This is a genomic window from Streptosporangiales bacterium, assembly GCA_009379825.1.
GTDB lineage: Bacteria > Actinomycetota > Actinomycetes > Streptosporangiales > WHST01 > WHST01.
The window spans coordinates 1-23,234 of the sequence record WHTA01000079.1 but is presented as its reverse complement, the minus strand read 5'-3'; the positions used below and the strand labels follow the sequence as shown (position 1 = coordinate 23,234).

The window sequence follows — 23,234 nt, the reverse complement described above, 5'->3', positions numbered from 1 at the left end:
CGGCTGCTGCCGGCCGGCGTGTCGAGCTGCCCGGCCTTCGGCTTGGCTTCCTTCTCCTTCGTCTTCGGGTGCCCGCCGTCGAACCCGGCGGCGATCACCGTGACGCGTACTTCGTCGCCGAGCGCGTCGTCGATCACCGCGCCGAAGATGATGTTCGCGTCGGCATGGGCGGCCTGCGACACCAGGTTCGCCGCCTCGTGGATCTCGAACAGGCCGAGGTCGGAGCCGCCGGAGATGGACAGCAACACGCCGTACGCGCCGTCGATGGACGCCTCGAGCAACGGACTGGAGATGGCCATCTCGGACGCCGCGACCGACCGATCCTCGCCGCGTGCGGAGCCGATCCCCATCAACGCGGAGCCAGCGCCGGACATCACCGACTTGACGTCCGCGAAGTCCAGGTTGATCAGACCCGGTGTGGTGATCAGGTCGGTGATGCCCTGCACACCGGAGAGGAGCACCTGGTCGGCGGCCTTGAACGCGTCGAGGACGCTGACGGCGCGGTCGGAGATGGACAGCAGCCGGTCGTTGGGGATGACGATCAGCGTGTCGACTTCCTCGCGGAGCTTGGCGATGCCCTCCTCCGCCTGCGAGGCGCGGCGCTTGCCCTCGAAGCTGAACGGTCTGGTCACCACGCCGATGGTCAACGCACCGAGGGACCTGGCGATGTTGGCGACGACCGGCGCACCACCGGTGCCCGTACCACCGCCCTCGCCTGCGGTCACGAACACCATGTCCGCGCCCCGCATGACCTCTTCGATCTCCTCGCGGTGGTCCTCGGCCGCCTTCCGACCCACGTCGGGGTTGGCGCCGGCGCCAAGGCCGCGTGTCATCTCCCTGCCGACGTCGAGCTTCACGTCGGCGTCGCTCATCAGGAGGGCCTGGGCATCGGTGTTGATCGCGACGAACTCGACCCCCTTGAGACCGACCTCGATCATCCGGTTGACGGCGTTGACACCGCCGCCGCCGATGCCGACGACCTTGATGACCGCCAGATAGTTGTGCGGTGCTGTCACGTCGCGGTCCCTCTCACTGCTCGCACTCTGCGACCCTCGCCGGGCAGCAGGCCAACAGCCGACCATTCCGGTCAGGTATTGGTGCCCGACTCCCCGCCGCGACCCTAACCCTGAAGTAGAGAGTTAGAGTTATGTCAACCTGTACTCCTGCTCCGCACAGTAGGAACGGGCTACGCAGAAAGCAATGACGCGCGGCGGCGTGTCGACAAACCCGCCCGAAGCGGTGCGCTCACCGCTCGGTGACGGTCGGGGTGTCGGGCGTGCTGACGTCGTAGACCTTGCCCCTCGGCTGCACCTTGCGCAGCGCGCGGTACACCCTGGCCTTCTTCGCCGACGCGTCGGCGCTGCCCCACACCACGACGACCGATCTCGGTAGGTTCAGCTCCACCGAGTCCGGGGTGTCCGCGCTCACCGAACGCACCCGCGCGCCGAGCTTGGTCGGCAGCCGGTCGAGCACCGCGAGCGCGGACCTGGTGGCGGCGTCCTGCGGGTTGGGGTTCGCGACGTCCAGCTCCGGCAGCTTCGGCCGCTTCCGCGTTGTCGCAAGCACCACGGCTTCCTCGTCGATCACCCACCAGGCACCGTTGCGCGACACCACGGCGACCGGCTCCCGCTCGGTGACGGTGATCCGTACGGTGTCCGGCCAGGCCCGCTCCACCACGACCGTGTGGACGCGCGGCAGCCGCAACACCTGGGCCTCGATCTGGTCGAGGTCGACGCGGGCCAGCGGGGTGCCAAGCGGCACCGCCGCCGCGGCCTCGACCTGCTTGGCCGGAACCCGCTTGGCGCCCACGACCTGTACGTCGTCCGCGGCGAAGACCGACGACCCGTAGACGAGGTACAGCCAGCCGCCGACGAGTGCGAGCGTCAGCAACAGGCCGACGACGGTGAACCCGCGCCGCCTGCCGCTCCCCCGCCCCGTGGCAGCGGCCCCCGCGCGCGTCCCGCTCGTGGGACGCGCGGACGACTTCCCCGTCGTGGTCACGCCGTGGCATCCCTCGTCTGCAGCAGGTCGAGCACCTCGGGGCCGATCATCGTCACGTCACCCGCGCCGATGGTCAGCACGATGTCGCCTGGCCCGGCCCGGTCGGCAAGCAACGCGGGCACCGCGGACCAGGACGGCTCGAACGTCACCCGCTCCGCGGGCAGGTCGATCCGGTCGCTGACCAGCTGCCCGGTCACGCCGGGCTCCGGGTCCTCGCGGGCCGCGTAGATCTCCATCACCACGACCTCGTCCGCCGCGGACAGCGCCGCCGCGAACTCGTCCGCGAACAGCCGCGTGCGGCTGTACAGGTGCGGCTGGAAGCACGCGACGATCCGGCCCTCGCCTGCCACGTCCTTGGCGGCGGCGAGGTCGGCGGCGATCTCCGTCGGGTGGTGCGCATAGCTGTCGAACACCCGGACGCCGTCCGCTGTGCCCTTCTGCTCGAACCTGCGGCGGGTGCCGGTGTACCCGGCCAGGCCCTCCCGAAGCTCGGCGAACGGGAAGCCGAGCCCGAGCCCGACGAGCAGCGCCGCACACGAGTTCAGCACGTTGTGCCGCCCGGGCACGCCGAGGTCGACCGGGCCCAGTCGGCGGCCGCCGTGCACGACCTCGAACGTCGACCCCATGCCGCGGCTGCGCAGGTCCGTCACCCGCAGGTCGGCGCCGTCCGCGAAGCCGTACGTGCGGACGTCCATGCCGCGTTCGCCGGCCAGCGCGCCCAGCTCGGCGGAGCCGGGGTCGTCGGCGCAGACCACCACGAAGCCGCCGTCCTCGACCCGGTCGAGGAACTGCACGAACGCCTCGCGGTACGCCGCCTCGGTGCCGTAGTTGTCGAGGTGGTCGGCCTCCACGTTGGTGACGATCGCGGCGTGCGGCGAGAGCATGAGGAACGACCCGTCGCTCTCGTCCACCTCCGCGACGAAGATGTCGCCGCTGCCCGCGTGCGCGTTCGCGCCGGACTCGTTCAGCTCGCCGCCGATGGCGAACGACGGGTCGGCGGCGCAGCGCTGCAGCGCCACGGTCACCAACGACGTCGTGGTGGTCTTGCCGTGCGTGCCGGCGACGGCTACGCCCCGGTATCCGGCCATCACGCTCGCCAGCGCCGCCGCGCGCGGCAGCACCCGCACGCCTGACTGCTGCGCCGCGACGAGCTCCGGGTGGTCGGGGCGGATGGCCGTCGACACGACGAGCGTGTCCACGTCGGCGACGTGCCCAGGCTCGTGCCCGACGTGCACGTCGGCGCCCAGCGCCTGCAGCGCGGACAACACCCGCGACTGCTTGGCGTCGCACCCGGACACCGTCATGCCGCGCGCCAACAGGATCCTGGCGATGCCCGACATACCGGCGCCGCCGATGCCCACGAAGTGCACCCGGCCCAGCTGCTCGGCCGGTACCAGCTCGACCGCCTCCACGAGACCCATCTGGCTACTCGGCCTCCTGCCCGTCGTCGTTCGCGGCACTGCCCTTGCCCGACTCGCGGACGGCGCGCAGCACCAGCTCGCGCAGTTCCTGGCCGGCGTCCGGCCGGCCCACGGTCTTCGCCGCGTCGGCCATCGCGGCGAGCCGCGGCGCGTCGGTCAGCAGCGGCAGCACGTTCTCCTCGATCCAGCCGGCGTCGAGGTCACCGTCGTCCACCAGCAGCCCGCCGCCGGCGTCGACGATCGGCATGGCGTTGCGGCGCTGTTCACCGTTGCCGATCGGCAGCGGGACATAGACGGCCGGCAGCCCGACGGCGGCCAGCTCGCCGCAGGTCATCATCCCGGCCCGGCACAGCGCGAGGTCCGCGGCAGCGTACGCGAGGTCCATCCGCTCCACGTAGCTGCACGTGACGTAGGGCGGCGACCCGTCCGGCAGGTCGACGTCGACGGTGTTCTTCGGCCCGACCGCGTGCAGCACCTGGATGCCGGCCGCCGTGATCCGCTCCGCCGCCGACCGCACCGCCGCGTTCACCGAGCGGGCGCCCTGCGAACCGCCGAAGACCAGCAGCGTCGGCCGGTCCGGCTCGAGGCCGAACTCCGCACGCGCCTGCCGCTGACTCGACGGCCGGTCGAGCTGCAGGATCGCCTCGCGCAGCGGCACCCCGGTGAGCGTCGCGTGCGGCAGCTTCGTACCGGGCACGGTGATCGCGACGTACGGGGTGAACCCGGCACCGACCCGGTTCGCCAGCCCGGGCAGCGGGTTCGCCTCGTGCACGACGATCGGCACCTTCCGCCGGCGCGCGGCCAGGTACGCGGGCAGCGCCACGTAGCCGCCGAAGCCGACGAGGACGTCCGCCTGCTTCGCGTCCAGGATCTTCGCCGCCGCGCTGACCGCCTTCGCCACCCGCACCGGCAGCGAAACCAGCTGTGGGCTCGGCCGGCGCGGCAGCGGCACCGGCGGGATCAGCTCGAGCTCGTAGCCGCGCTTGGGCACGAGCATGGTCTCCAGGCCGCGCTCGGTGCCGAGCGCGGTGATCTGCACCGTGGGATCGGCCGCGCGGAGGGCGTCCGCGAGGTTCAGCGCAGGCTCGATGTGTCCTGCGGTTCCTCCCCCGGCAAGTACTACGCGCAGCGTCATTCTTCCTACTTCTTCGCGGCGGGACCGTAACCGAACCAGCCGACGACCCGGGTAAGTGGTCCGGGACCGCGGCCGGCCAGCGCGCGTGCCGCTCCCGGTTCCTGCCGGACGAACGACAACAGCATGCCGAGCGCCACCATCGTCGGCAGCAGCGCGGACCCACCGTACGACACCAGCGGCAGCGGGATACCGGTGATGGGCAGTACGCCGATCACCGCGCCCACGTTCACCACCGCCTGCACGACCAGCCACGCGGTCACCGCGCCCGCGGCGAGCCGCATGAACGGGTCGGTGACCCGGCGCGCGACGCGCAGCCCGGCGTACGCGAGCAGCGCGAACAGCGCGAGCACGACGAGGGTGCCGATCAGGCCGAGCTCCTCGCCGATGATCGCGAAGATGAAGTCGGTGTAGCCGTGCGGCAGGTAGCCCCACTTCTCCCGGCTGGCGCCCAGCCCGACCCCGAAAAGGCCGCCGGTGGCGATCGCGTACATCCCCTGCACCGCCTGGTACCCGGTGCCGCCGGCGTCGGCGAACGGGTCGGCGAAGCTGGTCAGGCGCGCCACCCGGTAAGGCTCGATGAGGATCAGCAGGACGACGAGGCCGCCGACGGCGAGCAGCATGGACGCGAACAGCCGCAGCGGCGCGCCGATGACCCACAGCAACGCCAGCAGGATGGTCAGCAGCACCAGCGTGGTGCCGAGGTCCTCACCGAGCATGACGAGCAGCACGACCAGGCCGGCGCCGGGGATCAGCGGGACGAGCAGGTGCCGCCACTCGCGCAGCGTGCCGAGCTTCTCCTTGCGGGCGAGCAGGTCGGCGCCCCACAGCACGAGGCCGAGCTTGGCGAACTCCGAGGGCTGCACCCGGAACGGGCCGCCGAAGTCCAGCCAGCGCTGTGCGCCGTTGACCTCGTGCCCCATGCCGGGCACCAGCGTCGCGGCGAGCAACACGACGGACAGCACGAGGATCGGGTACGCGAGCATCCGCCAGACGCGGGCAGGCATCCTGGTGCTGACCGCCAGCGCGACCAGACCGACACCGACCCAGATGGCCTGCCGCTGGAAGTAGTAGTACGCCGACTGCCCGCTCGCGTACGCGTGCACGCTGGACGCGGAAAGCACCATCAGCAACCCGAGCGCCGTCAGCAGTGCGGTGCAGCCGACCAGCAGGTAGTACGACGCGTGCGGCCGGTCGAACAGCTTGCGGAAAACCGCGAGCCGCGACCGGATGTCGTACCACGCGGCGGTGTCCTCCCCCGCGGTCTGGGTGGAGCTACTCACCGGCGGCCACCCAGCGCCGCGCCGCCGCGGCGAACGCGTCACCGCGCGCCGGATAGTTCGCGAACATGTCCCACGAGGCACCGGCGGGAGACAGCAGCACGGTGTCGCCCGGGCGTGCGAACCGGGCCGCCTGTGCGACGACGGCATCCATCACCCCAGTGTCGGTGGCGGACACCTCGGCCACCGGCACATTCGGCGCGTGTCGCGCGAGAGCTTCCGCGATGACCGCCCGGTCGCGGCCGAGCAGCACCGCTGCACGCAGACGGTGTGCGTGCATACGCACTACGTCATCGACCATGGCGCCCTTCAGCAGCCCGCCGGCCACCCAGACGACGTGGTCGTACGCGGCCAGCGCGGCCGCGACGGCGTGCGGGTTGGTGCCCTTCGAGTCGTCCACGAAGGTCACGCCGCCGGCCTCGGCCACCACCGCCATCCGGTGCGGCTCAGGCGTGAACGCATGCAGGCCGGCCGCCACCGCGTCGGCGGGCACCCCGTGCGCGCGGGCGAGCGCCGCGGCGGCGAGCGCGTTGGCCACGTTGTGCGGCGCAGGCGGCCGTGCGGCGCTCACCTGGGCCAGCTCGACGTCGGTGCCGAACGCGCGGTCGACGAGCACGCCGGCGCGCACGCCCAGCTGTCCGGCGGCCGGCTCGCCGAGGGTGAACGACACCGCACCCGCCCGGCCGTCGGCCAGCCGCAGGCTCTCCGCGTCGTCCGCGTTGTACACGACCCGCGTGCCCTGGCCCCAGATCCGCGCCTTGGCCGCCGCGTACTCGGCGTACGAGCCGTGCCAGTCGAGGTGGTCGGGCGCGACGTTCAGCACCGTCGCCGCCGCCGGCCGCAGCGAGCTCGACCAGTGCAGCTGGAAGCTGGACAGCTCGACGGCGAGCACGTCGTACGCCGGCTCGGCGAGCACCGCGTCGACGATCGGCGTGCCTACGTTGCCCGCGGCCGTCGCCCGGTGGCCGGCCGCGACCAGCATGCCGGCGAGCATCCGTACCACGGTGGTCTTGCCATTCGTGCCGGTGACGGCGAGCCAGGGCGCGGCGTCCGCGCCACGCAACCGCCAGGCCAGCTCGACCTCGCCGATCACCTCGACACCCCGCTGCGCCGCGGAGGCGAGCAGCGGCGCGTGCGGCGGCCAGCCCGGCGAGGTCACGACCAGCTCGGTGTCCGGCGGCAGCCCAGGCTCACCCAGCTCGACGGTGGCGCCGCCGTCGCGCAGCCGCGCCGCCTGCTCCTGTTGCGCCTCGCCGGTACCCGCGTCCACCACGGTCACCGCTGCCCCGAGGCCGAGCAGGACCCTGGCCGCGGCCGCTCCGGAAACACCGATCCCCGCGACGCAGACCCGCCGGCCCCGCCACTGGTCGGTCACGTCAACCAACGACCGTAGAACAGGCCGAGACCGCCCGCGACGCACAGCCCGGTGATGATCCAGAACCGGACCACGATAGTCACCTCGTTCCAGCCCACCAGCTCGAAGTGGTGCTGTAACGGCGCCATCCTGAACACCCGTCTGTGCGTCACCTTGAAGAAGCCGACCTGGATGATCACAGAGAGCGTGATGATCACGAACAGCCCGCCGGTGATGAGCAGCAGCAGCTCGGTACGGGTGAGGATCGCGATCGCCGCCATCACGCCACCGAGCGCCAGCGAGCCGGTGTCGCCCATGAAGATCCGCGCCGGCGGCGCGTTCCACCAGAGGAAGCCGAAACAGGCGCCCGCCACGGCGGCGGCGACGACCGCCAGGTCCAGCGGGTCGCGCACGGTGTAGCACTCAGGAACCGCGGCCATGACACAGGAGTTCCTGAACTGCCAGTTGCCGATGATCACGTAGCCGGCGAACACCATCACGCACGCGCCGGTGGCCAACCCGTCCAGCCCGTCGGTGAGGTTCACGCTGTTCGACGCGCCGGCGATCATCACCAGCGCGAGCAGCACGAAGACCACCGGGCCGATGTAGAGCCAGGTGATATCGCGGTCGAACGAGATGTACGCCGATCCGGGGGTGAGCCCGTTGTCGTTCGGGAACCGCAGCGCGAGCACGCCGAAGGCGATCGCGAGGACCCCCTGGCCGAGCGCCTTCGCGCCACTGCGCAGGCCGAGGCTGCGCTGCTTGGCGATCTTTATGAAGTCGTCGAGGAAGCCCACTGCGCCGAGGCCGGCCATCAGGCCGAGCGCGAGGCCACCGGAGAAGGTCGGCTTGATCATGGTGACCAGGTGCCCGAAGCCGTAACCGAGCAGGGTGGCGATGATGATGACCGCGCCACCCATGGTCGGCGTGCCGGTCTTCGTGTGGTGCGTGGTCGGGCCGTCGTCACGGATCTGTTGACCGTAGCCGCGACGCCGGAAGAGCCGGATCGCCAGCGGGGTTCCGAGCAACGCGATGACCATGGCGATGGCGCCGGAGAAGAGGACCAGCCTCACTACTTCTACCTCTCAGTGCCCTACGACGAAGACCTCGTCGCCAGCCGATCGCCGATCCAGCGCAAGCCAGCGTCTCGTGACGACTTGAAGATTACGACGTCACCGCGGCGAAGCTCGGCATCCAGGAGCTTCTCGGCCGTGTCGCCGTCGTTCACCTCGACCGCCCGGCCGTGCCATCCGGGCACCGTCCGAGCTCCTTCGGCGACCGCGGCCGCCCCCGCACCCACCGCGATCACCAGGTCGGCGCCGAGCTCGGCCGCCGCCGTGCCGACGTTCCTGTGCTCCTCGGGAGCGGCATCCCCGAGCTCCAACATCTCCCCGAGCACCGCGACCTTGCGGCGCTGGCCGGCCATGGCGACCAGGCTGCGCAACGCGGCCAGCATGGCGGGCGGGTTGGCGTTGTAGGCGTCGTTGACGATGGTCACCCCGTCGGCGCGCTCGGTCACCTCCATCCGGTGCCTGCTCACCCGCTCCGCGGCGGCCAGGCGGGCGGCGACCTCGGCGGTGCCCAGCCCGAGCTCCAGCCCCACCGCGGCGGCGGCGAGCGCTGCGTACACCTGGTGCTCGCCGTGCAGCCGCAGCCGCACCAGCGTCGTGCCCTCGGAGGTGACGAGGGTGAACGACGGCCGGGCCGCCTGGTCCAGCGTGACGTCGTCCGCGCGGACGTCTGCATCCGCGCTGCGCCCGAACCGCACGACGCGCGCGTTCGTCCTGGCCGCCATCGCGGACACCAGCTCGTCGTCGGCGTTCAGCACCGCGAGCCCGCCTGCCGGCAGCGCCTCCACGAGCTCACCCTTGGCCGCCGCGATGGCCTGCTGCCCACCGAACTCGCCGATGTGCGCAGTGCCGACGTTCAGCACGACGCCGACCCGCGGCGGCGCGATGGCGCACAGCTGCGCGACGTGGCCGACGCCCTTCGCGCCCATCTCCAGCACCAGGCACGAGGTGTCCGCGTCGGCGCGCAGCACGGTCAGCGGGAAGCCGATCTCGTTGTTGAACGACTCAGGCGGCGCGACGGTCGGCCCCACCGCGGAAAGCAGCTGGGCGAGCACGTCCTTCGTGCCGGTCTTGCCTGCGGAGCCGGTGATGCCGACGATCGCCGTGGCCGGCAGCCGCTGCGCGACCGCCTGCGCGAGCGCGGCGAGCGCGGCGACCTGGTCGTCGACGACGATCGCGGGCACCCCCACCGGGCGTGCCGCCACGACCGCGACCGCGCCCGCGGCACACGCGGCGGCGGCGAACTCGTGGCCGTCGACGCGTTCCCCGGCGATGGCTACGAACAGCCCGCCAGGCTCGACCTGCCGGGAGTCGACGACGACCGCGCCGGTCACGCGCGCCTGCGGGTCCGCGACGTCGGACAGCGAGCCGCCCACCGCGTCGGCGACCTCGGCCAGGGTCATGCTGATCACGGCCGTCCACCCTCTCGGTTGCCGATCGTCTCGCGTACGACGGCGCGGTCGTCGAACGGATACACCACTCCGCCGCGGTCCTGGCCCTGCTCGTGGCCCTTGCCGGCGACGACGACGGTGTCGCCGGGTGCGGCCCCGGCGACCGCGAGCTCGATCGCACGCCGCCGGTCGGCCTCGACGACCACCTCCGCGCGCCCGTCGGCCGGCACGGTGTCCACGCCGGCACGCATCGCGTCGAGGATGGCCAGCGGATCCTCCGACCGCGGGTTGTCGGAGGTGAACACGGCCAGGTCGGCGTGCTTCACGGCGGCGGCACCCATCAGCGGCCGTTTCGCCCGGTCGCGGTCGCCGCCGCACCCGAGCACCACGATCAGCCGGCCGCCGGTGACCGGCCGCAGCGAGCGCAACAGCCGGTCGACGGCGTCCGGCGTGTGCGCGTAATCGACGACGGCGAGGAACTCCTGGCCGGTCACCACCCGCTCCATCCGGCCCGGCACGCCTGGCGCGGCGGCGACGCCGGTGAGCGCATCGGTGCACGGCACGCCTGCGGCGGCGAGCATCGCGACCGCAACCAGCGCGTTGGCGACGTTGAACTCACCGGGCAGCGGGCAGCTGGCGTGGCCTTTTGCGCCATCCGGGCCGACCACGGTGAAGTCGGTGCCGGTCGGGTGCAGCTCGACGTCGGTCACCCACCAGTCCGCGGCCGAGCCCGTCGTCGAGCAGGTGGTCAGCGGGCGGTCGGCACGGTCGGCCCGCAGCTCGTCGGCCAGCCGGTGGCCCCAGGCGTCGTCCACGCATACCACGGCCCTGTGGCTGATGCCGGTGGTGAACAGCCGCGCCTTGGTACGGAAGTAGTCCTCCAGGTCGGCGTGGAAGTCGAGGTGGTCCTCGCTGAGGTTGGTGAACCCCCCCACGTCGAACTGCACCCCACCGACCCGGCCCATCGCAAGCGCGTGGCTGGACACCTCGAGCACGACGGCGGTCACCTGCTGCTCCCGCATCACGGCGAACAGCGCGTGCAGGTCGGTCGCCTCCGGGGTGGTCCTGATGCTGGTCACCGTCTCGTCGGCGATCTTCGTCGCCACCGTGCCCACCAGGCCAGTGCGGTGACCGGCCGCACGCAGCCCGGCCTCGACCAGGAACGCGGTGGTGGTCTTGCCGTTGGTGCCGGTGACGCCGAGCACCAGCAGGTCGGCCGCGGGGTCGCCGTACACCCAGGCCGCCGCCCGGCCGAGGTCCGCGCGCGGGTCGGCGACGGTCAGCACGGGCACGTCGGCGGTGACCTTCGCCGTCCCCTGCCGGTCGGTCAGCACAGCCACGGCGCCCGCCGCCGCCGCCTGGTCGGCGAAGTCCGCACCGTGCACGTTGGCGCCGGCCAACGCGGCATAGACGTCGCCCGGGCGCACCTGCCTGGAGTCATGCGTGATGCCCGTGACGCTGACCTGCGCCGCCTCCCGCGCAGGTAGCCCGAGTAGCGCCGCGAGACCGGAAAGCGGTCGCGGCGCGACACGAGTGGGACGTGGCGCCTGGGGCACGGCGAGACACTATCTCCCGCCGGATCCCGCCGAACGGCACCCCGTGCCATCACCGCCGCTGCGGCGCCGCGACGCGACCGGGCGTATTCGGCTCAACGCCGCGACCAGACCCTGATCTTCGGCGTCTTCGTGCCGGTCGGCTTGACCTGCTCGTGCTGGAGCGCGAACGACATCACGTCGTGGAAGACGGGGGCGGCGACCTCACCACCGAAGTGCCCGCGCTTGGGCCCCTGCAGCACCACCTGCGCGACCAGCTTCGGGTCGTCGGCGGGTGCCATTCCCACGAACGACGACGTGTACCCGCGGTAGCAGCCACAGTCCGGGTCGGCGCGCTGCGCGGTGCCCGTCTTGCCGGCGACCCGGTATCCCTGGATCTGCGCCTTCTGCGCGGTGCCGTGGGTGCCGGTCACCCCTTCGAGCATCCGGCGCATCTGCTTGGCCGTGCCGGAGCTGACCACCCGCTTGCCTTCGCGCTGCTCGCCGGCGATCACCGTCGGCGGCACGCGCACGCCGTCGTTGGCGATGGCACCGTACACGCTCGCCATCTGCAGGGCGTTGACGGAAACCCCCTGGCCGAACGGGATCGTGTACCGCTGCGTACCCGACCAGTCCTCCGGCTGGGGCAGGATGCCGCGGCTCTCGCCGGGCAGCCCGACGCCGGTGCGTTGGCCGAAGCCGAAGTCGCGCAGGCTCTGGTACAGCTGCTTCCCGCCCACGCGCTCCGACACCAGGTCGATGCCGATGTTGCTCGACTTCGCCAGCACCCCGCTGAGGGTAAGGTGCCAGGTGCCGTGCGGCACGTCGTCGTGGAAGGTCTTGTCGTACCTGCGCAACGAGCCGGGCACGACTACCTCGGAGTGCGGCTGCATCTTCGTGTGCTCGAGCGCGGCCGCGGCCGTGATGACCTTGTTGGTGCTGCCCGGTTCGTAGACGTCGGAGACGGCGGGGTTGCCGAGCCCGGCGGAGCCCCCCGAGTTCAGGTCCGCGGGGTCGAAGCCGGGCGCGGTCGCGAGCGCGAGCAGCTCACCGGTCTTCGGGTTCATCACGATCGCGGTGCCGCTCTCGGCTTGCGTCTTCTTGACCTGCGCCTCGATCGCCTTCTGCGCCGCCCACTGGATCTCGTTGTCCAGCGTCAGCTGGACGTTCTTGCCAGGCACGGCCTCCCGCATGTCGTCGGACGCGGCCGGGATGACCTGACCGCTGCGGCCGATCTCAACGACCTGCTTGCCGTTACGGCCGGCGAGGGTCTTGTTCTGGCTGTACTCGACGCCGCCGAGGCCCTTGCCCTCCGCGCCGACGTACCCGAGGGTGCTTGCGGCGAGCTGACCGTTCGGATAGACGCGCTTGGGGTTCGGGTCGGCGCCGAGCGTGGGGATGCCCAGCTGCTGGGCCTGCCGGTACTTCTGCGGGTCGAGCTGCTTGGCCAGGTAGACGAACCGCCGCTCCGACGTCAGCAGGTCGTACACCTCGTCCTCCGCCTTGCCGAGGATCGGCGCGAGCGCCTTGGCCGCCTGCTGCTTCGACGGCACCTCCGTGCCGTCGGAGAGCTGGCCGGGCTTCGCCGGCACCTTCGTCGGGTCGACGTAGACGTCCTTGGCGTCCACGGACAGCGCCAGCGGCTGGCCGTACCTGTCGGTGATGGTGCCGCGCTCGGCGTAGAGCACGTTCGTACGCGCGCGTTGCTTCGCCGCCTGCAGGCTCAGCTCCTCGGCGTCCAGCCCCTGCAGCTGTACGAGCCGACCGGCGAACAACGTGAGGATGAACGCGACGACGAGCATGCCGGCGTTGATCCGGCGAACCGGCGAGCCCAGGCGGGCGAGCCGCCGCCGCGAGCTGCGCAGCATCCGGCCCGCGCCCCGGCGCGCCGCCGGCCGGCCCCGCGCCGGACGCCGTGCGTTGCCCGCGGGCCGCTTGCCCGCCGCCGGCCGCTTGCCCGCCGGCCGCCGTGCCTGCGGGCGCGACTGGGTGCGCTTGGCCGCGCGCGGCTCCTCCCAGGGATCGCGGTCCCAGGGCAGCTTGCGGTCCGACGAGCCGGACCCGCGCCGCGGCGCCGGCCGTCGCTTGTCGTCGCCACGCGCCATCTAGTCGGCGCTCCTCGCCGCCGTCGGCTTGCCGTAGCCCTTGCGCTTCGTGACGTCCAGGTACGCGCGCTCCCCCGAAGGCACCATGCCCTGCGCCTCGGCCTTCTCCGCCAGCGCGTCGGGCGCGGACTCGGTCGCCACCTGCTGCTCGAGCGCGCGGCGTTCCTCGGTGAGCAGCGACGTCTCCTTCTGCAGCTGATGCAGCCGGTACGAGTCCTCCGCCAGCGCGACGTTCAGCAGCAGCAGCGCGACCAGACCGGCGGCCAGCAGCGACACTACGAGCAGCACGAACGGGATCCGCCCGGTGCTGGCCACCCGCTCAGGCACCTCCCGCAGCGCCGGCGGCACGAAGCGATCGGCGCGCTCGCCGAGCTTGCTCGCCGGCGCGCTCTCCGCCGGTCGCAGCCGTTCGGCCAGTTTCCCCGTCATGTGCACACCCCCGCGCCTCGTTCACTCACCCGACGTCTCATGCGGCCACTCCTGCGTGACCGCCGCCTCGCTGCGCTCCGGCAGGCGCCGCGAATACGCCAGCACCGCTCACGGGTCATAGCGCGGCCCCTACCTCCGCTACGCTCGTTGAGCTCCTTCACGCGGCCACCGCCCTGATGCGCTCGGCGGCACGCAACCTCGCCGCCGCCGCGCGTGGGTTCGCCGCCACCTCGTCCTCGCTCGGCCGCTCCGCGCCGCGGGTCAGCAGCCGGAACCGCGGCGCGAGCTCGGGCGGCTCCACCGGCAGGTCCGGCGGTGCGGCGCTGGACGACTCCTTGCGCAGCACCTGCTTGACCAGGCGGTCCTCGAGCGAGTGGTACGAAAGCACCACGATCCGCCCGCCCACCTGCAGTGCGGCGACGGCCGCCGGCAGCGCGTTCTCCAGCGCCGTCAGCTCGCCGTTCACCTCGATACGCAGCGCCTGGAAGACCCGCTTCGCCGGGTGGCCACCGCCGGTACGGTGACGTACTGCGGCGGGCACGGCCGCGGTGATCAGCGCGGCCAGCCGGGCGGTCGAGTCGAACGGATGGTCGCCGCGCTCCCGGCCGATCGCCTCGGCGATCCTGCGGGCGTGGCGCTCCTCGCCGTAGGCACGGAACACCCGCACCAGCTCGTCGACCGGGTAGCTGTTGACCACCTCAGCGGCCGTCACGCCGGCGGTCGGGTCCATCCGCATGTCCAGCGGCGCGTCGTAGGAGTACGCGAACCCGCGCTCCCGCTCGTCGAGCTGCATCGACGAGACGCCCAGGTCGAACAGCACCCCGCGCACCTCGGCCACGCCGAGCTCCGCGAGCACCTCGGGCAGCTGGTCGTAGACCGCCTGCACGACGGTGACGCGTTCCGCGTGCTCGGCCAGCCGCTGCCTGGCCAGCGCAACCGCACGTGGGTCGCGGTCGAGCGCGACCACCCGCAGCTGCGGGTGCGCCCGCAACAGCAGCTCGCTGTGCCCGCCGAGGCCGACGGTGCAGTCGACGAACACCGCGTCAGGCGCGTCGAAGGCCGGAGCGAGCAGCGCCACGACGCGCTCCGCGAGCACCGGGAGGTGCCCGGGTGCGCCGTGGCTCGCGTCGACCGGCATCAGAAGATCAGGCCCACCGCGATCGCGGCGGGGAGCACGACGATGACCGTCGCCAAGATGACGAGTCCGAGCAGCGCAGCGCTGCTCGCGACGTCGGCGGCCAGCGTCAGCTGCCGGCCGCGCTCGCGTTCGTTGGCCCGTTCCACCTGATCGGACGCCAGTCTTTTCATCTCGACCCCCAACATCGCCGGCGACGCCGACGACCCGTGCTCGCGTTAGCTCAGCTTCGGTCACCCGATGTGGACCCCATCCGCTCATCCGTCACCGGCTGCCTGGCGTCGGGGAAGGGACGTCAGGAGGCCGGCGGCGAACCCTCCGGTGACCTGGCGCAGGGGAAGTTGCGCCAGGGCACCCGTCGGGCTGACCGGAGGCGGGTAGGGACCACACCACGCGACCGCGCTGCTAGATCAGACCGGGGAACACCTCCTCCGACTGCTCGGCGAACGCCTGCTCCTTGTCGTCCAGGTAGGTCGCCCAGGCGTCGGCGTCCCAGATCTCCAGCCGGTTGTTCGCGCCGACGACCACGCACTCCTTGCCGAGACCGGCGTACTCGCGCAGCTGGCTGGGCACCGTGACCCTGCCCTGCTTGTCCGGCACCTCGTCGGACGCGCCGGCGAAGAACATCCGCAGGAAGTCCCTGGAGGCCTTGTGCGTGACCGGCGCCTCCCGCAGCTGCTCGGTCAGCGTGCTGAACTCCGCCACCGGCCAGACGTAGAGGCACCGTTCCTGTCCGCGGGTGATCACGACGCCACCCGCCAGGTCGTCGCGGTACTTGGCCGGCAGGAAGAGGCGGCCCTTCTCGTCGAGCCGGGGGCGATGGGTGCCGAGGAAGAGAACCACTCGCCACCTCCCCGCTCGACCGTCGCCTGCCCGTCGAGTCGCGGACCGCCGCCGAGAAAGAGCGCCATCTGGCACCTCCCCCACGTACACCGCTCGGCCCTACGATTCCCGCTGTCCACCACTGTACGCCACTTTCCCCCACCGTCAACCACATCCAGCCCTCATTCGCCCCACCGACCCACCATCCGCGCAGGTCGCGGAGGTGGTGGACGGTGGGGGAAGGTGGACAGCGGCCGCGTCGAGGCACCCACCGGCAGGCGCCTCGTGCGGACCGGCTCACCCTGCGTGGCCATTGACTGGTCAACCGTCACCACCGTCCGTCACCACGGACAATGGAGAGCAAGCCGTCGAGCGAACCGGGCGTCGAGACGTACGCTCGCCGCAACACATGCCGCTGAGACACCGTCGGCGGCACGAGGGAGGCCTGGTGACCCTGTCCGAGCGCGACGTATCCGACGCCAAGAACACTGCCGACTTCGACCAGATCACGCAGTCCACGGCTCGGATCCGCGGCGCGGTCGAGAGCGTCATCGAGGGCAAGTCGGAGGCCGTCAACACCGCGCTCACCGTGCTGCTCGCCGAAGGGCACCTGCTCATCGAGGACGTGCCGGGCGTGGGCAAGACGATGCTGGCGAAGGCACTCGCCAGGTCGGTCGACTGCTCGGTACGCCGTATCCAGTTCACCCCGGACCTGCTGCCGAGCGACATCACCGGGGTGAGCATCTACAACCAGGAGCGCCAGGAGTTCGAGTTCAAGCCGGGCGCCGTCTTCGCCAACATCGTGGTCGGCGACGAGATCAACCGCGCGTCCCCGAAGACCCAGTCCGCGCTGCTGGAGAGCATGGAGGAGCGCCAGGTCACTGTCGACGGCGTGACCTACCAGCTCGGCACACCGTTCCTGGTCGTGGCGACGCAGAACCCGATCGAGATGGAGGGCACCTACCCGCTGCCCGAGGCCCAGCGCGACCGCTTCATGGCGCGCATCTCCATGGGCTATCCGGCGCCGCGCGCCGAGCTGGAGATGCTCGACCTGCACGGCTACTCGTCGCCGCTGGACGCGCTGCAGCCGGTCGCGGACGCGCAGGAGGTGGCCGCGCTCATCCACGCCGTACGGAAGATCCACGTCTCGGAGAGCGTCAAGCGCTACGCCATCGACCTGGTGACGGCCACCCGCAACGCCGCGGAGCTGCGTCTCGGTGCGTCGCCGCGGTCCGCGCTGCAGCTGATCAGGGCCGCCCGCTCGTACGCCGCGCTGCAGGGGCGCAACTACGTGGTGCCCGACGACATCCAGGCGCTCGGCGTCAACGTGCTCGCACACCGGGTGCTGCCCACCGCGGAGGCGCAGATCGCCGGCAAGAGCACCAGCCACGTGATCACCGACTGCCTGCGGCGCGTACCGGTACCCGAGCCGTCCGCCCGCCATGCCCCCTGAGAAGCATGCGCCAGGCACTCGCCTCCCTGACACTGCGCGGCCGTAGCTTCGTCGCCGCCGGTGCGGCGGCCATGGTGTGCAGCGTCCTGCTCGGCGAGGCCGTACTGCTCAGCATCGGCACCCTGCTCGTGGTGCTGCCGCTGGCCGCCGCCGTCGTGATCGCACGCGCCAGGTACCGGCTGGCGGCGAAACGCATCCTGGAAGCGCCGCACGTCCCCGCGGGCCACGAGGCGGCGGTGACGCTCGTCGTGGAGAACCTCTCCCGGCTGCCCACCGGACTGCTGCTGGTGGAGGAGGTCGTGCCGTACCAGCTCGGCAGCGCGCCGCGGTTCGTCCTCGACCGGGTGGAGGCGCACGGGGTCAGGGAGATCGGCTACCAGCTGCGGTCGGAGACCCGCGGCCGGTACGACGTCGGCCCGCTGACCGTACGTCTCGCCGACCCGTTCGGCCTGGTGGAGCTCACCCGGTCGTTCACCAGGGTGGACAAGCTGGTGGTCACCCCGACCGTGCACCAGCTGCCGAGCGTGCCGCTGACCGGCGCCTGGACCGGTGGCGGCGACAGCCACGCCCGCACCATCGCGGCCGCCGGTGAGGACGACGCCGCGACCCGGGAGTACCGGCACGGCGACGACCTGCGCCGGGTGCACTGGAAGTCCACGGCGAAGCGCGGCGAGCTGATGGTCAGGCGCGAGGAGCAGCACTGGCAGACCCGCTGCACCATCCTGCTCGACTCCAGACACCGCGCGTACCACGGCGAGGGTCCCGGGTCGGCGTTCGAGTTCGCGGTGAGCGCTGCCGCGTCCATCGGGGTGGCGATGGCACGGGACGGTTTCGGGCTGCGGCTGGTGACCGACGCGGGAGCCACGGTGGCCGGCCACGGCGGCCTGCCCGACGGCGGCAGCGGCCCGACGGAACGGCTGCTGCTCGAGGAGCTCGCGATGATCCGCGCCTCGCGGCGGCTGCGACTGGTCGACGGCCACGCCAGGCGGGGGCTGGCGGACGCGAGCGACAGCTTGCTGGTCGCCATCCTCGGCACCCTCGACGACCGCGACCTCGACGAGGTCACCGGGCTGCGGCACGGCCGGGGCACCGGCGTCGCCGTGCTGGTCGACTCGGCGAGCTGGGCCTCCACCCGCGTGCACAGCGCGGAGGTCGACGGGTACGAGCGCACGGTGGACCGGCTGCAGGCGGCCGGCTGGCGGGTGGTGCCGGTACGCCACGGCACGTCCCTTGCGAAGGTGTGGCGGCTCGCCGGCGGCGGCCCCGCCACCCCCGCGGCGACGAGCGCGGGAGCGGACCGATGAACCCGGTGATCGCTCGTACCAGGGTGACGTTCTTCGCCGCCCTCGCCGTCCTGCTCGCCACGGCCGCGCTGTGGCCGCTGCTGCAGACCGCGAAGTGGCCGTACGCCACGGTCGTCACCGTCGCCGTGATCGCGGCGACCGGCTGGCTGTGCCGTGCGCTGCGGATACCTGCGATCCTCTCCGTCGTCGCGTACCTGGCCATGCTGCTCGTCGTGCTCACCGTGCTGTACGCGCGCGAGAACGCGCTGCTCGGCCTCGTCCCGACGCCGGCGGCACTGCGGGACCTCGGCGAGCTGGCCGTGCACGGCCTCGTCGACATGCGCCGGTTCGCGACACCCGCACCGGAGTCCGACGGCCTGCTGCTGATCACCGTCGGCGGGGTCGGGCTGATCGCCGCGATGACCGACCTGATCGCCGTGCGGCTCGGCCACCCGGCCGTCGCGGGGCTGCCGATGCTGGCGCTGTACAGCATCGCGGCGGGCGTGCTGACCAACGGGCCGGGCTGGGTGACGTTCCTCGCCGGCGCCGTCGGGTTCCTCGCGCTGCTGCTCGCCGACCGCAGGGAACGGCTCGCGCTGTGGGGACGCCCGGTCGCCGTCAGGCGGTCGTGGGAACACCGCGAGGCGACGCCGACGCGCCAGGCGCCCAACACGGCCGCGCTGGCCAGCCTCGGCCGGCGGCTCGGCGTCTTCGCGATCGTCGTCGCCGTCGTGCTGCCGATGCTGGTGCCGCTCACCGACCGCGCGTTCCTCGCCGGGAACGGCGACGGGAGCTCGTGGCTGAGCCGGTTCGGCGCGCCCACGCTTGAGGCACCAGACCCGGTGGTGTCGATGCGCCGCACGTTGCTGAACCAGAGCGACGAGGTGCTGTTCAGGTACCGCACGTCCGAGGGCGCGCCGGACTACATGCGTACGGTGTCGCTCACCGAGTTCAACGGCCGGGACTGGAAGCCGGGCCGGATGCGTGGCTTCGAGGAGTACCAGGTCAGGTCCGACGAGACGCTCTCCCCGCCGGTCGGCACCGACCTCACCAGCACGAGGACGGTGCGGACCACCGTCGACCTGCGCGACCGGATGTCGCTGAAGTACCTCGCCGCCCCGTACGCGCCGACGCAGGTGGAGGCGGGCAACGGGTGGTACTACGACCCGGACACGCTCACCGTCTTCTCCCCCAGGGGGTCGGTCGACGGGCTGCGGTACCGGGTCGAGAGCGAGGTGCCGCGCCCCCGGCCGACGCAGCTCGACGTCGCCGCGAAGCCGACCGACGGCGCACGGCCGTACCTGCGGCTGCCGGAGAACCTGCCGCCGGAGATCCGCCGGCAGGCCCGCGAGCTCACCCGCGACAAGGAGTCCGACTACCGGAAGGCGCTCGCGCTGCAGCGGTGGTTCACCGACACCGGCGGCTTCACCTACTCCACCGAGCCCGGCGGCAGCGGCCGCGACGCGCTGCGCTCGTTCTTCCGCGAGCGGCGCGGGTACTGCGAGCAGTACGCGTCCGCGATGGCGGTGATGGCCCGGATGATCGGCATCCCTGCGCGGGTGTCGATCGGCTTCACCCAGGGCACCCGTGACGACGACGGCGAGTGGGTCGTCCGGGGCAAGGACGCCCACGCGTGGCCGGAGCTGTGGTTCGAGGACGTCGGCTGGATCAGGTTCGAGCCGACGCCGTCCGGGCTGGGCGGCCAGGGCACCGCCGACGTGCCCGGCTACTCCGAGCCGGACGCGCTCGACCGCGGCAACGACAACGACGACGACGTGGACACCGGGGTCGTCCCGACCGACGACCCGAGCGGGCCGTCCGCCAACCCGACCCGCGAGCAGGTGGAGACCACCGACGACCAGCAAGGCGACGGGGCACACCGGGCGGCCCTCAGCACCCCGGTGCGGCTCGGCCTGCTCGGCGTACTCGCGGTCGGCCTGCTCGCCGCCGCACTGCCGGCGGTCTGCCGCCGCCTGCTCCGCCGCCGCCGATGGGCCCGGGCACGCGACCCGGCCGCCGTAGCGCACGCGGCCTGGACCGAACTGTACGACGACGGCGTGGACCTGGGCTTCACGTTCCGCGCAAGCGAAAGCCCCCGCGCCACCGGCGACCGCCTCGCGGCATACGTGTCGGATGCCTCCCCGGCAGCAGCCGCCCCGGGTGCACCTGCAACGGCCGTGGTGGCCACGGGGTCACGCGCCACGCGGTCACGCGCAACGACCACCACCAGGCCACGCGCAACGGCCGCGGGGTCACCGGCAGCGGCCGCCACGGGGCCACCCGCAACGGCCGCCCCGGCATCGCCGGCAGCGGACGCCACCTGGCCACCCGCAACGGCCACCACGCGGTCACGCGCAACGGCCGCCGCCCCGGCATCACCCGCAACGACCGCCCCGGCATCGCCGGCAGCGGACGCCACCTGGCCACCCGCAACGGCCGCTACAGGGGCACGCGCGGCGGCCACCGACTCACCGGCAGGGACGACCACGGGACCGCACGGAACCGCCGCCCCAGGGTCACCCGCAGGAGCCGGCCCGGCGTCACCCGCGGCGGCCGCGGTCCATCGGATCGCGCTGGCCGAGGAGCGCGCCCGGTACGCCCCGGTCGCCGACACGCCGGCCTACCTCCGCGCCGACGTGCGGACCGTACGGTCCGCACTGGCCCGCCGGGCCAACCGCCGCACCAGGATGCGGGCGTACCTGCTCCCCCGCTCCGTACGGTGGCGGCTGAGCACTTGGTGGCAAGCCCGAAAGGAACGCCTCACCCGACTCGCCGGCCGCACCATCCGACGCCGCGAAGCCTGACGACCTTGGACTCGCGGTCGCCCGTCTTGGTCAGCCGGGGCGGATGCGCCTCGCCGGGTTCGCGGCCGCAGCATCGGGCGCCGCGAAGCCCGAGATGGGCGGCGGTTATCCGCAGCCGGGCGCACAGGAGCCGGTCACCCGCCTGGTCGGGCGCGGCGTCCGGCGCAGCGAAGCCTGACGGTAGCCGGGTGGTCAAGTCGGGGCGCCGTGCCTGGGTCAACGACCGCGACGTCCGTACAGCGAAGCTCGAGGTGGGCCGTCTGGTGTCGTGCGCGGCGCCGGCGACGCGAAGTCCGGGACAGGCTGGCTGCCCACGATGGGTCGGGCGGGTATCGCGCGGGTTAGTACCAGGGGCGGTCGCGGCGGCGTAGCCAGCGTGCTTCGATGCGGTCCATGAAGCCGGCGCCGCCGGAGCGGGACTTGCGCGGCTTGGGCTGCTTGCCCGACTTCTTCGAGCGCTGCCGCTTCGGCTCGGTGAACGAGATGACGTTCGTATCGCCGGCGGCCTCGCCGTCGGGCTGGTCGGCCGCGGCCGCGGCCGCGCCGGCCTGGGCGCCCTGCTGCATGTTCATGATGCTCTTCACGACCCAGACCATCGAGGCGAACATCAGCACGAAGCCCGCGATGGACAGTGGGACCGCGTTGGCTACGCCGGCGAGCAGCAACGCGACACCGAGGATGAAACCGATACAGCCGAGGACGATCCTCCGCTTGTACCGGCTCTTCGGCGCGATGTTGCGGATGGAGCTGACGAACTTTGGATCCTCGGCAGCAAGATAACGCTCGATCTGCTCGAGCTCACGCTGCTCGTGCTCTGAGAGTGGCACGATGCCTCCTGCCCGGGCCGAGCCCCCACACGCGACTACCGGCTGGTACCAAGCATACGAATGGACTCGGCTGCGCGAAAGCCATCCACTGAGGTGCGTCGAGGAGATTCCACCTCGTCGCACCCGGCTACCGCGTCAGCCACTTCGTACACGTCGAGGGTAACGCGCCGAGCGGTCGGCTGGTTCCCCTGGTGTCCCCGTAATCGCCCGAACCGGGCCTAGTCGTCCCTGCGCATGGCCACGACATGCAACGACGTGGCGAGGGCACGCAGCTCCGGATGTTCCGCGGCGACTTTTTCCAGCGCGAGTAGCGCCGCCTGGCCGCCCGGCTCGCCGTCGGCCACACCGCCTGGCACCAGGTCCGCGAAGACCCGCACCCCGTGGACGGCGGTCACCTCCAGGCCTGCGCCGGTGAGCAGCACCGTCAGGTCGGCGAGGGTGAACCGCCGCGGCATCGGGTCGCCGGCTCCCCAGGTGCCGAGCCGGTCACCCAGCGCGTGCTTGGCCTCGGCGAAGCGCCCGGCCAACGCGCGGTGCACCACGGCCGCCAGCCGGTTCGGCGCCAGCACGCTCACCGCCGCGCCCGGCCGGAGCACGGCCGCCACCTCGGCGAGGGTGGCCGCCGGGTCGTCGACGTACTCCAGCACGTTGTGGCACAGCACCAGGTCGACGGCGGCCGACACGGACGCGCCGAGGTCGCTGGCGTCGCCCTGCACACCGCGTACGGTCACGCCGTGCTCGGCGGCCCGCCGGGCGAGCGTGGCGAGCGCGTCGGCGCTCTCGTCCACGACGGTGACCTCGTGGCCCAGGCTGGCCAGCGGCACCGCGAACCCGCCGGTGCCACCACCCAGGTCGAGGACGGAGATGGCTGCCGCACCAGCGGCGGCCCGCTCGTCGAGCAGACCGGTGAGCGCCTCCCACACCACGGCAGTCCGCGGCGACGGCGTCACCGCACCGGGCATCGGCATCCCTTGGGCCACCGCTCCTCCTCCGTCCGCCGGGAGTACGGCACACACGGTAGCGCTCCCGCTCCACCCGCCACCGAGGGCCGCGGCGGCTAGATGGTTGATTCCTTGGTCAGTGGTCGTAGGCGGTTAGTGATCGTTTGCTGGTGACGCCGGTGGTCCAGTTGGTCCAGATGCCGGAGGTGAGGGCGAGGAGTCGCTGGGCGATGCGGGTGAAGACTCCGGTGGGT

The 23,234-nt window shown here is 72.4% G+C and carries 19 protein-coding genes; 3 read left to right on the top strand and 16 right to left on the bottom strand.

Translation table 11 applies throughout. From position 1 onward, the window contains the following. From ftsZ to mraZ, 13 genes are all read right to left on the bottom strand, one after another. On the bottom strand, window positions 1-1,016 hold a 1,016-nt coding region (gene ftsZ / locus GEV07_25795), incomplete at its 3' end, for a cell division protein FtsZ (GenBank protein MQA05982.1). A 229-nt stretch (window positions 1,017-1,245) separates the two neighbouring features. Next, window positions 1,246-2,001: an FtsQ-type POTRA domain-containing protein gene (locus tag GEV07_25790; GenBank protein MQA05981.1), complete on the bottom strand. Its 756-nt coding sequence runs from the start codon at window positions 1,999-2,001 to the stop codon at window positions 1,246-1,248. Continuing rightward, window positions 1,998-3,422, bottom strand: coding sequence for a UDP-N-acetylmuramate--L-alanine ligase (locus GEV07_25785; GenBank protein ID MQA05980.1), 1,425 nt, complete (start codon window positions 3,420-3,422; stop codon window positions 1,998-2,000). Before GEV07_25785 ends, GEV07_25790 begins: the two co-directional genes overlap by 4 nt. 4 nt (window positions 3,423-3,426) lie before the next feature. Then, window positions 3,427-4,557: an undecaprenyldiphospho-muramoylpentapeptide beta-N-acetylglucosaminyltransferase gene (gene murG, locus GEV07_25780; protein MQA05979.1), complete on the bottom strand. Its 1,131-nt coding sequence runs from the start codon at window positions 4,555-4,557 to the stop codon at window positions 3,427-3,429. 5 nt (window positions 4,558-4,562) lie between these two features. After that, window positions 4,563-5,786: a putative lipid II flippase FtsW gene (ftsW, locus tag GEV07_25775; protein MQA05978.1), complete on the bottom strand. Its 1,224-nt coding sequence runs from the start codon at window positions 5,784-5,786 to the stop codon at window positions 4,563-4,565. A 43-nt stretch (window positions 5,787-5,829) separates the two neighbouring features. Beyond that, window positions 5,830-7,209 carry a UDP-N-acetylmuramoyl-L-alanine--D-glutamate ligase gene (locus GEV07_25770; protein MQA05977.1) on the bottom strand — a complete coding sequence of 460 codons (1,380 nt, stop codon included), beginning with the start codon at window positions 7,207-7,209 and terminating at the stop codon, window positions 5,830-5,832. Further along, window positions 7,206-8,261, bottom strand: coding sequence for a phospho-N-acetylmuramoyl-pentapeptide-transferase (locus GEV07_25765; GenBank protein MQA05976.1), 1,056 nt, complete (start codon window positions 8,259-8,261; stop codon window positions 7,206-7,208). The genes GEV07_25770 and GEV07_25765 overlap by 4 nt, the downstream gene beginning before the upstream one ends. A 20-nt stretch (window positions 8,262-8,281) precedes the next feature. After that, window positions 8,282-9,670, bottom strand: coding sequence for a UDP-N-acetylmuramoyl-tripeptide--D-alanyl-D-alanine ligase (gene murF, locus GEV07_25760; protein ID MQA05975.1), 1,389 nt, complete (start codon window positions 9,668-9,670; stop codon window positions 8,282-8,284). Beyond that, window positions 9,667-11,205, bottom strand: a complete 1,539-nt coding sequence (locus tag GEV07_25755) for a UDP-N-acetylmuramoyl-L-alanyl-D-glutamate--2,6-diaminopimelate ligase (protein ID MQA05974.1) — start codon at window positions 11,203-11,205, stop codon at window positions 9,667-9,669. Before GEV07_25755 ends, murF begins: the two co-directional genes overlap by 4 nt. A 92-nt stretch (window positions 11,206-11,297) precedes the next feature. Beyond that, window positions 11,298-13,286 (bottom strand): hypothetical protein, encoded by a 1,989-nt coding sequence (locus GEV07_25750; GenBank protein ID MQA05973.1) that lies wholly within the window; start codon window positions 13,284-13,286, stop codon window positions 11,298-11,300. After that, on the bottom strand, window positions 13,287-13,715 hold the full coding sequence (locus GEV07_25745; protein MQA05972.1) for a cell division protein FtsL: 429 nt from the start codon (window positions 13,713-13,715) through the stop codon (window positions 13,287-13,289). Window positions 13,716-13,872: 157 nt separating this feature from the next. Then, the gene (gene rsmH / locus GEV07_25740; protein ID MQA05971.1) at window positions 13,873-14,853 is read right to left on the bottom strand and encodes a 16S rRNA (cytosine(1402)-N(4))-methyltransferase RsmH; all 981 of its coding nucleotides are present in this window, start codon (window positions 14,851-14,853) and stop codon (window positions 13,873-13,875) included. A 402-nt stretch (window positions 14,854-15,255) separates the two neighbouring features. Continuing rightward, window positions 15,256-15,693: a division/cell wall cluster transcriptional repressor MraZ gene (gene mraZ, locus GEV07_25735; GenBank protein MQA05970.1), complete on the bottom strand. Its 438-nt coding sequence runs from the start codon at window positions 15,691-15,693 to the stop codon at window positions 15,256-15,258. A 388-nt stretch (window positions 15,694-16,081) separates the two neighbouring features. Here mraZ and GEV07_25730 point away from each other — a divergent pair, with 388 nt between their 5' ends. The 3 genes from GEV07_25730 to GEV07_25720 are packed head-to-tail and all read left to right on the top strand — an operon-like array spanning window position 16,082 to window position 21,212. After that, window positions 16,082-17,125, top strand: coding sequence for an AAA domain-containing protein (locus GEV07_25730; GenBank protein MQA05969.1), 1,044 nt, complete (start codon window positions 16,082-16,084; stop codon window positions 17,123-17,125). Between the two features lie 5 nt (window positions 17,126-17,130). After that, window positions 17,131-18,429, top strand: coding sequence for a DUF58 domain-containing protein (locus GEV07_25725; protein ID MQA05968.1), 1,299 nt, complete (start codon window positions 17,131-17,133; stop codon window positions 18,427-18,429). Next, window positions 18,426-21,212, top strand: coding sequence for a hypothetical protein (locus GEV07_25720; GenBank protein MQA05967.1), 2,787 nt, complete (start codon window positions 18,426-18,428; stop codon window positions 21,210-21,212). The genes GEV07_25725 and GEV07_25720 overlap by 4 nt, the downstream gene beginning before the upstream one ends. A 341-nt stretch (window positions 21,213-21,553) precedes the next feature. Here GEV07_25720 and GEV07_25715 read toward each other — a convergent pair whose 3' ends face one another. From GEV07_25715 to GEV07_25705, 3 genes are all read right to left on the bottom strand, one after another. Continuing rightward, a complete protein-coding gene (locus tag GEV07_25715; GenBank protein MQA05966.1) occupies window positions 21,554-22,039 on the bottom strand; it encodes a DUF3040 domain-containing protein in 486 nt (161 codons plus the stop codon). A 218-nt stretch (window positions 22,040-22,257) separates the two neighbouring features. Beyond that, window positions 22,258-23,007, bottom strand: a complete 750-nt coding sequence (locus GEV07_25710) for a methyltransferase domain-containing protein (GenBank protein MQA05965.1) — start codon at window positions 23,005-23,007, stop codon at window positions 22,258-22,260. Window positions 23,008-23,116: 109 nt separating this feature from the next. Continuing rightward, window positions 23,117-23,234 (bottom strand): IS982 family transposase (locus GEV07_25705; protein MQA05964.1); only part of this gene is annotated, 118 nt, incomplete at its 5' end.